Source organism: Streptomyces sp. NPDC058525 (assembly GCF_042719495.1).
In the GTDB taxonomy this organism is placed as follows: Bacteria; Actinomycetota; Actinomycetes; order Streptomycetales; family Streptomycetaceae; genus Streptomyces.
Map to the genome: position 1 here is coordinate 61,131 of NZ_JBHXNP010000039.1, position 10,618 is coordinate 71,748.

General features: G+C 72.4%; 13 protein-coding genes. 6 read left to right on the plus strand and 7 right to left on the minus strand.

Going from position 1 to position 10,618, the window contains the following annotated elements; translation table 11 throughout:
• Positions 1-107 precede the first annotated feature (107 nt).
• The 5 genes from ACFWP3_RS19615 to ACFWP3_RS19635 all read left to right on the plus strand — a co-directional run bounded on the left by ACFWP3_RS19615 (position 108) and on the right by ACFWP3_RS19635 (position 3,546).
• Entirely contained in the window at positions 108-380 is a 273-nt protein-coding gene (locus tag ACFWP3_RS19615) for a UBP-type zinc finger domain-containing protein (RefSeq protein WP_384222523.1), read from the plus strand.
• Complete coding sequence (locus tag ACFWP3_RS19620; protein WP_384222525.1) at positions 377-2,104, plus strand: FAD-dependent oxidoreductase; 1,728 nt, start codon at positions 377-379, stop codon at positions 2,102-2,104. The genes ACFWP3_RS19615 and ACFWP3_RS19620 overlap by 4 nt, the downstream gene beginning before the upstream one ends.
• Before the next feature lie 54 nt (positions 2,105-2,158).
• On the plus strand, positions 2,159-2,671 hold the full coding sequence (locus ACFWP3_RS19625; protein ID WP_384222527.1) for a hypothetical protein: 513 nt from the start codon (positions 2,159-2,161) through the stop codon (positions 2,669-2,671).
• Positions 2,672-2,743: 72 nt separating this feature from the next.
• Positions 2,744-3,067 carry a putative quinol monooxygenase gene (locus ACFWP3_RS19630; protein WP_384222529.1) on the plus strand — a complete coding sequence of 108 codons (324 nt, stop codon included), beginning with the start codon at positions 2,744-2,746 and terminating at the stop codon, positions 3,065-3,067.
• A 2-nt stretch (positions 3,068-3,069) separates the two neighbouring features.
• On the plus strand, positions 3,070-3,546 hold the full coding sequence (locus tag ACFWP3_RS19635; RefSeq protein ID WP_384222531.1) for a group II truncated hemoglobin: 477 nt from the start codon (positions 3,070-3,072) through the stop codon (positions 3,544-3,546).
• A gap of 244 nt (positions 3,547-3,790) precedes the next feature.
• On the opposite strand, the gene ACFWP3_RS19640 is transcribed toward ACFWP3_RS19635, so the two are convergent.
• From ACFWP3_RS19640 to fmt, 7 genes are all read right to left on the minus strand, one after another.
• Complete coding sequence (locus ACFWP3_RS19640; protein WP_384222533.1) at positions 3,791-4,216, minus strand: barstar family protein; 426 nt, start codon at positions 4,214-4,216, stop codon at positions 3,791-3,793.
• Positions 4,213-4,695, minus strand: a complete 483-nt coding sequence (locus ACFWP3_RS19645) for a ribonuclease domain-containing protein (protein WP_384222536.1) — start codon at positions 4,693-4,695, stop codon at positions 4,213-4,215. The genes ACFWP3_RS19640 and ACFWP3_RS19645 overlap by 4 nt, the downstream gene beginning before the upstream one ends.
• 80 nt (positions 4,696-4,775) lie before the next feature.
• Positions 4,776-4,997, minus strand: coding sequence for a CarD family transcriptional regulator (locus ACFWP3_RS19650; RefSeq protein ID WP_329387870.1), 222 nt, complete (start codon positions 4,995-4,997; stop codon positions 4,776-4,778).
• An 81-nt stretch (positions 4,998-5,078) separates the two neighbouring features.
• A complete protein-coding gene (locus ACFWP3_RS19655) occupies positions 5,079-6,095 on the minus strand; it encodes a sugar-binding transcriptional regulator (protein ID WP_384222557.1) in 1,017 nt (338 codons plus the stop codon).
• 138 nt (positions 6,096-6,233) lie between these two features.
• Entirely contained in the window at positions 6,234-6,920 is a 687-nt protein-coding gene (gene rpe, locus ACFWP3_RS19660) for a ribulose-phosphate 3-epimerase (protein ID WP_384222539.1), read from the minus strand.
• 175 nt (positions 6,921-7,095) lie between these two features.
• Positions 7,096-8,568, minus strand: a complete 1,473-nt coding sequence (locus ACFWP3_RS19665; RefSeq protein WP_384222541.1) for an RsmB/NOP family class I SAM-dependent RNA methyltransferase — start codon at positions 8,566-8,568, stop codon at positions 7,096-7,098.
• A gap of 111 nt (positions 8,569-8,679) precedes the next feature.
• Positions 8,680-9,624 (minus strand): methionyl-tRNA formyltransferase, encoded by a 945-nt coding sequence (gene fmt, locus ACFWP3_RS19670; protein ID WP_384222544.1) that lies wholly within the window; start codon positions 9,622-9,624, stop codon positions 8,680-8,682.
• A gap of 311 nt (positions 9,625-9,935) precedes the next feature.
• Between fmt and ACFWP3_RS19675 the strand changes: the two genes are divergently transcribed.
• The gene (locus tag ACFWP3_RS19675) at positions 9,936-10,454 is read left to right on the plus strand and encodes a hypothetical protein (RefSeq protein ID WP_384222546.1); all 519 of its coding nucleotides are present in this window, start codon (positions 9,936-9,938) and stop codon (positions 10,452-10,454) included.
• Positions 10,455-10,618 lie beyond the last annotated feature (164 nt).

Below are 10,618 nucleotides of genomic sequence, written 5' to 3' on the forward strand. Positions count from 1 at the left end.
CCATTGCGAAGGCCCCGATCTATCGTCTGGACGCGCCGTGAATCACGGGCGCGCGGCTGGGATGGCCGCCGAGCGCGAGCACGAGCACGAGGAGAGGGACGGGGACGATGACGATGGACCTGTTGTGCACACACATCGACCAGATACGTCCGGTGAAGCCCGGGACCGAGGGCTGCGAGGAATGCCTCATCGCCGGTGACGGCTGGGTGCATCTGCGGATGTGCCTCAGCTGCGGACACGTCGGATGCTGTGACTCCTCGAAGAACCGTCACGCCACCCGGCACTACCGCACGTCCGACCACCCCATCGCCGCCTCCCACGAGCCGGGCGAGGACTGGGCCTGGTGCTACGCCGACAAGCTGATGCTGGACCCGGCGTGAGCGCGGCCCCCGAGAGCGCCGCCGCCGTGACGGCCGCCGCCACCGGCGCGACCGAGCGCGCGGAGAACCGCAAGCCCGTGATCCTGGCCGTGGACGACGATCCGCAGGTGCTGCGCGCGGTGCGCCGCGACCTGCGCAGCGCCTACGGAGACCGCTACCGGGTGCTCGGCGCCTCCTCGGCCGCCGACGCCCTGAAGATCCTGGACTCCCTCGACGAACGCGGCCACGACCCGGCGCTGTTCCTCGTGGACCAGCGGATGCCCGACGTCACCGGCGTGGAGTTCCTGCTGGAGGCGGTCAGCCGCTTCCCGGACGCCCGCCGCGTGCTGCTGACCGCGTACGCGGAGACCGACGCGGCGATCACCGCGATCAACCGGGTCCGGCTGGACTACTACCTGCTCAAGCCGTGGGACCCGCCGCACGAGCGGCTCTTCCCGGTCCTGGACGACCTGCTGTCGGACTGGCTGGCCACCTACCGGCCGGCGTACGACGGGATCATCGTCGCCGGGCACCTGATCTCCCCCGGCACCCACGCCGTACGGGACTTCTTCACCCGCAACGGCCAGCCGTTCCGCTTCCTCAACGTGGAACGGGACCCCGAGGCGCTGACCCTGATCGCCGGCCAGCCCGACGCCGCGCTGCCGCTCGTCCGCTTCCCGGACGGAGCGGTGCTCTCGGCCCCGACCGACACCCAGCTCGCGCAGCACCTGGGGCTGGCCACCACGGCCTCCCGCCCGCACTACGAGTGCGTCATCGTCGGCGCGGGCCCGGCGGGCCTGGCGGCCGGGGTCTACTCGGCCTCCGAGGGCCTGTCCACGCTGATGCTGGACGCCCGCGCCCCGGGCGGCCAGGCCGGCACCTCCAGCCTGATCGAGAACTACCTCGGCTTCCCGTCGGGCCTCTCGGGCGGCGACCTGACCCGCCGGGCCACGATCCAGGCCTCGCGGTTCGGCGCCGAGATCCTGCACCCGGTCGAGGTGGTCTCGCTGACCCGCGACGACCCGGCGAAGATCCTGACGCTGGCCGACGGCACGGAGATCAGCGCGGAGACGGTGCTGCTGGCCACCGGGGTCTCGTACAACCGCCTCGAGGCACCCGGCGCGGACCGCTTCGAGGGCGCGGGGCTCTACTACGGTGCGGCCACCACCGAGAGCTCGGCCTGCATCTCGCAGCACGTGTTCATCGTGGGCGGGGCCAACTCGGCTGGGCAGGCGGCCGTCCACTTCGCGAAGTACGCGGCCCGCGTGACGATCCTGGTGCGCGCGGCCTCCCTGGACGCCAGCATGTCCCGCTACCTGATCGACGAGATCGACCGCACCCCGAACATCGAGGTCCGGGTCCGCACGACGGTGGTCCGCCTCGACGGCGACGAGCACCTGGAACGCCTGACCCTGCACGATTCAGCCACCGGCGAGGACACCGAGGTCCCGGCCCGCTTCATGTTCACCTTCATCGGCGCCCGCCCGCACACCGACTGGCTGTCGGGCGTCGTCGAGCGCGACGAGTACGGCTTCGTGCTCACCGGCTCGGACCTGATCGCGAACGGCGGCGAGCTGCCGGCCGAGTGGAGCCTGGAGCGCGCCCCCTACCCGCTGGAGACCAGCGTCCCGGGCGTGTTCGCGGCGGGCGACGTCCGCGCCCACTCGGTGAAGCGGGTCGCGTCGGGCGTCGGCGAGGGCGCGATGGCGGTCTCGCTGATCCACCGCTACCGCTCGATGGGCTGAGAGCGAACGCGCAGTCCTTGCGATCAAGAAGGTATCGGATGCAACGTTGATTACATGATTACAGCCGAACAGAGCGAACAGCTCCGCGTGTGGTTCGCCGAGCGCCTGCCGGTGGACGTGTACGAATCCCTCGTGTCGGTCACGGCCGACCGCGAGGAGATCACGGTCGTCGGCACCCTGCCGGCGACCGAGTCGGTCAAGGCGTTCCGCGAACGCACCCGCGAACAGCGCATCGAGGTAGCCCGCGAGGCCGAGGAGCTCTACCGCCGCAAGGTCGCCTGGGGCGTGCGGGCGGGCGAGGAGACGACCCTCTTCACCCACCTCGCGGTCCCGGTCATGACCCGTCTGCGCCAGTCCGAACGCCAGGTCCTCGACACCCTGGTCGCCGGGGGCGTCGCCCGCAGCCGGGCCGACGCCCTCGCCTGGTGCGTCCGCCTGGTGGGGCGCAACACCGACACCTGGCTGACGGAGCTGCGCGACTCGCTGGACAAGGTCCGGCAGGTCCGCGCGCAGGGTCCGGACGTGGCGGCGGAGGACGCGGACTCCAGGAAGTCCGAGTCCGAATAGCGCGATTCCCCCACGGGCACGCATGATCCCGTAAGGCTGGCCACGACCACCATCCAGGGAGAGGCACGCACCATGACCACCACCGTCGAATACATCCGCTACCGGATCGCATTGGACGACCAGCAGGCGTTCGAGGACGCGTACACCCGGGCGGCCGAGTCCCTGGCCGCCTCGCCCGAGTGCATCGACTACGAACTGGCCCGCTGCGAGGAGGAGCGGGAGCGCTACATCCTGCGCATCCGCTGGACCTCGGTCGACGCGCACCTCAACGGATTCCGCAAGGGCGAGCACTTCCCCGCCTTCTTCGCCGCGATCCGGCCGTACGTGACGGCCATCGAGGAGATGCAGCACTACCTCGTGACGTCCGTCGTCGGAACGGGAAAGGCCGCAGAGTAACCATGAGCACGACACCCACGATCTACGAGTGGATGGGCGGCGCGGAGGCGATGAACCGCCTCACCGACGCGTTCTACGCGCACGCCCTGCAGGACGAGATCCTGGCCCCGGTCTTCGCCGGCATGGACTCCGAGCACCCGCAGCACGTCGCGGTCTGGCTCTCGGAGGTCTTCGGCGGCCCGTCCGACTACACCGCCCACCACGGCGGCCACCAGCACATGGCCACCAAGCACCTGGGCCGGGCCATCACCGAGAAGCAGCGCCGCCGCTGGGTGGACCTGCTCATGGACACGGCCGACGAGGTCGGCCTCCCGACGGACCCCGAGTTCCGGGGCGTGTTCGCCTACTACATCGAGTGGGGCACCCGCATGGCCCTGATCTACTCGGGCCCCAACCCGCCCCCGGTCGACGCGGCCAAGATCCCGGTCTGGTCCTGGGGCCAAACCCCACCCTGGATCCCCAAATCCCCAACCGCCTAACACGAAAGGGGGCAGGGCAACCCCTTGCCCCCTTCCCTCACCCCCGGGCAAATCCAGCCCCACCGGACCTATCCCGCCCCGCCGGGCAAATCCAGCCCCGCCGGCGTTTGAGGCACAACCAGCCTCGCCGGCGTTTGAGGCGCGGGGTCCGGGGCGGAGCCCCGAGGTCCTTTCAGCCCCGCCGGGCACAACCAGCCCCGCCGGCGTTTGAGGCGCGGGGTCCGGGGCGGAGCCCCGAGGTCTTTCAGCCCCGCCGGCGCTTGAGGCGCGGGGCCCGGGGCGGAGCCCCGTCGGCAGACCCCGGCCCGGCCTCGGCCAGCAGCACCGTCAGCCCCGGCAAGCCATCCGACTCCCGCCAAAAATCAACGGCCTCCTCGAGCACCTCCACCAGAACCTCCCAGTCCCGCGGCCGCGCCCCCGCGAACCCCCGCCACGAAGTCACGGCGACCAGCCGCCCACCCGCATCCGGCAGCCACGACAGATCCCGCAGCGCATCGGCCAGCGCGTCCCAGTTCCCGCCGAACCACTCCGGCACCCGCAGCGCGTCCCCGCACCGCCGCATCAGCTCGGCCTTGCCGCGTACGCCGTCCAGGTCGAGCCGCAGGGTCGTCCAGCCCGCCTCTTCGGCGGCGGCGAGCGCAGGGGCGAGCGGCTGCGGGTCCAGGCTCATCGGAGAACCGCCTTGAAGGTCTCGTAGTGGTCGTCCGTGTAGTAGAACTCCCCACCCTCACCCGTCACGATCCGCCGGGCCCCGCGGTCGCGCTCCCCCGGCGTCCGCACCGTGAACTCGTGGTAGTACCCGCGCTTCTGCTTGGGCAGGATCTTCTCGAAGTTCCCGAAGACCGTCCCGTCCTGGCGGTACGGATACGGCCCGCCCTTGTCGATGAGCGCGAGCACGTCCCGGGCCTGCTGCGGCAGGGCGTCGGCCCGTACCGTCGCCATCCCCTTCGCCCACCCGGGAGCGGCACTGGGTGCGCTGGGCGCACTGGGTGAAGCGCTGGGCGCGGTACCGCGCACGGCACCGGAACTGGCCGCGGCAGGCGACGCGGCTTCCTTCCCGCCGCACCCCGCCGCGCCGACCAGCGCGGCGCACAGGAAAACGGCCCCCAGCAAACGCAACAGCAATCGGGGCACGTTCCAAGGGATCATGCACCGATCGTGCCAAATATCCGATTCGCTCGCGAATCGCGCGCGAATCCGCGCCTCAAGGGCTCAGCGCGCGGACATCCTCAGAGCGCGGACATCTTGGTGTACGGGCTCAGAACCCGTTTCTGGACCGACCCGAAGTCGACGAGAACAGCGATCCCCTCCTCGATTCCGACGACACGGCCGAGGCCGTGCTCATCGTGAGAGACCCGGTCGCCGACGCTGAACTGCCGGATGGGCTGTTCCACGGGGGCCTTGAACGGGCTGGACGGCAAATGGCGGCGAGGTACTGCTGACTTTGTCATTGGGACCAGTATGCGCCCAGCAGGCCGCCTCGCGGTCCGCCGTTCGGATCTCAATTCCGGCACCATCCGCACCAGCGGCGCCTACAGGTCGTCCGGATCCGCCCGCTCGAGCGCCGGCCGCAGCCCGGGCGCCGACTCGGTCAGCAGGTAGTCGGCCACCGCCGTGTCCGTGACCAGGCTGGTCACCAGCCCCGACCGCAGCACCGCCCCGATCGCGGAGGCCTTGCGCAGCCCGCCCGCGATCGCCACGACCTCGGGGATCCGCCGCAGCCGGTCGGCCTCGACGGTGATGCAGCGTTCGCCGAGGTCCCGGCCGACCCGCCGGCCCTCGGCGTCGAAGAGGTGGGCGGACATCTCGGCCGCGACGCCCAGCGAGGCGTAGTGGGCCCGCTCCTCGTCCGTCAGCATGTCGTGGACGGTCGAGATGCCCGGCTCCCACGACCCGATGGAGACGGCCGCGACGGTGACCTTGTCGAAGTACTCGAAGGCGCGCGCGATCCCGGTCTGGTTGCGCAGCGCGGCCGCGGTCGCCGGGTCGGGCAGCAGCATCGGCGCGTAGATCGGGTGGGCGTCCCCGCCCGAGACCTGGGCGGCGCGCCGTACGGCCTCCACGGACCCGCGCTCGGCGGTGCCGGCGTCGTACACACCGGTCAGCTGTACGACGGTGCACGGCGGCAGGCGGTGCAGGGAGGCGGCCATGTGAATGGTCGACCGGCCCCACGCCAGGCCCAGTACGTCGCCCTCGTTGACCAGCTCGCCCAGCAGGTCGGCGGCGACGGCGCCCAGGTTCTCCGGGTCCGGCGCGTCCTCGGTGGCGTCGGCGGGCGACTCCACGACGACGGCGTGCCGGAGTCCGTACCGGGCGCGGAGGGCGTCGGAGCGCTCCGCGTCCAGTTCGGCCGGCACCCGGATCTCGATCCGTACGAGGTCGCGTTCGAGGGCGGTCTCCAGGACCCGGGCCACCTTGAAGCGGCTCACGCCGAACTCCTCGGCGATCTGAATCTTGGACTTGCCCTCGAGGTAGAAACGGCGAGCCATGGCCGCCGCCTGCACCAGCTCCGCGGGTCCCATCCGCAGGGCTGACCGTCCCGCCGACATTGCAGACACCGCGTTCTCCTCACTGCTGTTCACACTCTCGTGTTCACACTCTCGACTCGCCGTTCATCCTGTCAGATCCGACGGCCGTTGATCAGCCTGGACAGCTCCCGTTCATCGAGCTGTTCACCAACGATTGGTTCAGTGGTCGCAAGCCCACGGCGCCACGGCGATCGCCGCGTCCGCCTGCTCACGCAGCGTGCGTACGGCCGCGGCCGGATCGACGGCGCCGTAGACCGCGCTGCCCGCGACGAAGACGTCCGCGCCGGCCTCGGCACAGCGCTCGATGGTCGAGGCGGAGACCCCGCCGTCCACCTGGAGCCACATCTCCAGGCCGTGCTTGGCGATCAGCTCCCGGGTGCGGCGGATCTTGGGCAGCATGATGTCCAGAAAGGGCTGGCCCCCGAAGCCCGGCTCCACGGTCATGATCAGCAGCATGTCGAGCTCGGGGAGCAGGTCCTCGTACTGTTCGATCGGCGTCGCGGGCTTGAGCGCCATGGACGCCCGGGCGCCCTTGGCCCGGATCTCCCGCGCGAGGCGCACCGGAGCGGCCGCGGCCTCGGCGTGGAAGGTGACCGACCCGGCGCCCGCCTCCACGTACTGCGGGGCCCAGCGGTCCGGGTTCTCGATCATGAGGTGGAGGTCAAGCGGGATGTCCGTGGCCCTGCTCAGGGACTCCACGACCGGCACCCCGAGGGTGAGGTTGGGGACGAAGTGGTTGTCCATGACGTCGACGTGCAGCCAGTCGGCCCCCTCGACCGCCTTCGCCTCATCGGCGAGTCGGGAGAAGTCTGCGGACAGGATGCTGGGAGAAATCTGAGCGGCCATGCCCCAAGCGTGCCATGCCTCCGCGCGGTTCCGGCCACGACCCCGGAAGTCGCCGGAGCTGTAGCACGGCTTAAGTGATCATGGAGAACATTTCACTCGTCCTGCGAGGTCGCCTTCCGCGACGCGGCAGGCCCCCGTCCGTACCGGACGGACGGGGGCCCGAGCGCCGCAAGCCTCAGGCCGTGCGCCTCAGCAGCGCCAGGTACATCGCGTCCGTCCCGTGCAGGTGCGGCCACAACTGGACGTCCGGGCCGTCGCCCAGGCCCGGGACGCCCGCCATGAACGGCCTGGCGTCGATGAGTTCGGCCGACACCGGGTTCGCGCCCGCGCCGCGGCCCTTCAGTACGTCGTCCACCACCACGCGCGTCTCGGCCAGGTGCGGCGAGCAGGTCGCATAGCCCACGACGCCGCCCACGCGCACCGCCGACAGCGCCTCCCGCAGCAGCCCCCGCTGGAGCGGCGCGAAGCCCTCCAGGTCCTCGGGCCGGCGGCGCCACCGGGCCTCCGGGCGGCGGCGCAGCGCGCCCAGGCCGGAGCACGGCACGTCCATCAGGACGCGGTCGAAGGAGCCGGGCAGCCACGGCGGCCGGGTGCCGTCCGCCGCGATGACCTGGTACGGGCCGGGGTTGCCCGCCAGCGCCCGCTCCACCAGGCGCGCCCGGTGCGGCTGCTTCTCGGAGGCCAGCAGGAAGGCGCCGCGCTGCGCCGCCAGCGCGGCCAGCAGCGCCGCCTTGCCGCCGGGGCCCGCGCAGCCGTCCAGCCAGCGCTCGTCGCGGCCCTCGACCGGTACCGCCGCCAGCGCCATGGCCACCAGCTGGCTGCCCTCGTCCTGCACGCCGGCACTGCCGTCGCGCACGGCCTCCAGCGCGCCCGGCTCGCCGCCCTCCGCCATCCGCACCGCGTACGGGGACCAGCGCCCCGGCAGCGCCGACTCCTCGCCCACCGCCTCCAGCAGCTCCTCGGCCGTGGACCGCCCGGGCCGCGCCACCAGGGTGACCTCGGGCCGCTCGTTGTCGGCCTCCAGCAGGTCCTCGATCCCGGCGCGCCCGCCGCCCAGCGCGTCCCACAGGGCGCTGACGATCCACCGCGGGTGCGAGTGGTAGACGGCGAGGTGCTCCTCGGCGTCCTCCTCGTACGGCGGCGCGACCTGCTCCAGCCAGGCGTCCAGGTCGTGCGCGGCGATCTTGCGCAGCACCGCGTTCACGAACTTGGCGCGCCCGTCGCCGAGCACCACCCGGGCCAGCTCCACGCTGGCCGAGACGGCGGCGTGGGTGGGGATCCGGGTGCCGAGCAGCTGGTGCGCGCCGAGCGAGAGCACGTCCAGCACGGGCGGGTCGACCTCGCGCAGCGGGCGGTCGATGCACGCCTTGATCACCGCGTCGTAGGTGCCCTGCCGGCGCAGCGTGCCGTAGACCAGCTCGGTGGCCAGCGCCGCGTCCCGCGCCTGGAAGCTCTCGTCCTGGCGGGCCTTGCGCAGCAGCGGCGGCAGCACGAGGTTTGCGTAGGCGTCGCGCTCGTCCACCGCCCGAAGCACCTCGAAGGCCAGCATCCGGACGGGGTCCTTCTGGGGCCGCCGGTAGGGCTTGGCCGACTTGTTCGGCTTGCCGCCCGCGCCTGCGGCGGGACGGCGACGGGGCTGTTCGCTCACGTGAAAGGTGCTCCGGATTTACGAGGTACTGGAGGTACGGGAGGTACGGGAGATACGGGAGGTACTGGAAGTACGGGAGTCAGGGAGGTACGGGAACTGCTCGGGGTGGATTCAGCCTACGTCCGTGCCGCCGACGCGCTCGCCGGGAGCGATCCGCACCCCGCGGGCCCAGTCGGCGCCGCGCATGGGCTTCTTGCCCTGGGGCTGGACCCACAGCAGTTCCACCGCGTGCGAGCCGGTTCCGACGTAGACGTTGTTCTTGGCCGGGGCCAGCACGCCCGGCGCCAGGTCCGTACGGTCCGGCACCAGGCCCACCGAGATCAGCTTGAGGCGCTCCCCGCGGAAGACGGTCCACGCGCCCGGGGCCGGCGTGCAGCCGCGCACGACGCGGTCGGCGCGCATGGCCGGGGCGGTCCAGTCGATCCGGGCGTCCTCCACCGTGATCTTGGGCGCGAGGGAGATCCCGTCGACGGGCTGCTCGACGGCGCGCAGGGTGCCGTCCTCGATGCCGTCCATGGTGGCGGCCAGCAGTCCGGCGCCGGCGAAGGCGAGCCGGGTCAGCAGGTCTCCGCTGGTGTCGCTCGCGCGGACCTCCTCGGTGAGGATCCCGTAGACCGGGCCGGAGTCCAGGCCTTCCTCGATCTGGAAGGTGGAGGCGCCGGTGAGCTGGTCCCCCGCCATGATCGAGTGCTGCACGGGAGCGGCGCCGCGCCACGCGGGCAGCAGCGAGAAGTGCAGGTTGACCCATCCGTGCCGGGGGATCTCGATGGCGCTCTTGGGGATCAGCGCCCCGTAGGCGACGACCGGGCAGCAGTCCGGGCCGATCTCGCGCAGCCGGGCCTGGAACTCGGGGTCGCGCGGCCGGACGGGCTTGAGCACCTCGATGCCCGCCTCCTCGGCGCGCTCGGCGACCGGGCTGGCGACGAGCCGGCGGCCGCGGCCGGCGGGTGCGTCGGGCCGGGTGACGACGGCCGCGACCTCGTGCCGCCCGGAGGCGATGAGGGCGTCCAGGGCGGGCACGGCGACCTCGGGGGTGCCTGCGAAGACGAGCTTCACTGGGTCCTACCTCGCTATCTCGGCTGTCAGCAGCGCACCAGTCTATGGGGCGCCGCCCGGGCAGCGCCCCAGAGGCCTGACCCGCGGCCTGACCCGCGGCCTGACCCGCGGCCGGGCCCGAGGCCGGACCCGAGGCCGACAGGGGGCGTACGCACACACACGCGCCTCTCGCATATGCCGACACGCCCCCAGAGCGTGACCTGCGCGCCAGGTGGCGCGTTGGTCAAAAGAGATTGACCAAAACGGGCCGCGTTCGCGAACGGTTTCTGCGGCCCGATCCGCCCTTCAGCACCGGTTCGAGAGGCTTCTTCATGGCCGACCACGCCACCCACGACGCCCAAGCCCGGGCCAGCCTGCACCTGCTGGTGCGGGACATCGAGCGGGTTCGCCGGCAAGTGGATGCCCTGCGTACGCTCACCGCCCAGCTCGGCAATGTGTACCGCCCGCGCCGCTCCGGTCCCTCCACGGGTTTCGTCGTCTACGGCCGGGCGCCCGCGCCCACCGTCCGCCTCGCCCAGGAGCTGCGGGACAGCGTCGAGACGCTGGTCACCGCCGCCGTGGACTTCGACCGCTCACTCGGCTTCTCGTGGGACGCGGTCGGTTCGGCGCTCGGCGTCACCAAGCAGGCCGTGCACCGGCGCTACGGTGCGCGGCGCGCGCAGGCCGCCGAGGCCGCGGAGCCGCCGGCCGAGGGGACGACCACCCGGACCATGGGCCCGCTGCCGACGATCCCGGCCGCCCGTTCGGTCCCGCCGCAGCCGCTGCGCGAGGAGTCCCAGGCCGTGACGGCCCCCCGCTCCCCGGCCTTCCCGGGCCCCCGCAACGGCTGACCCCCCGCCTGCCGCCGGTTCGCCGACGCCCGACGACAGGCCCGTCCCGCTGCGCGGGGCTTCCCCCCGCCCCCCCCACCCGGGGCACCCCCACCCACCGCGCCCCCCGCCACCCCAGAAAAGCGCCGGCCCTCCCGACCCCCCCCCCCCCCCCCCCCCCCAAC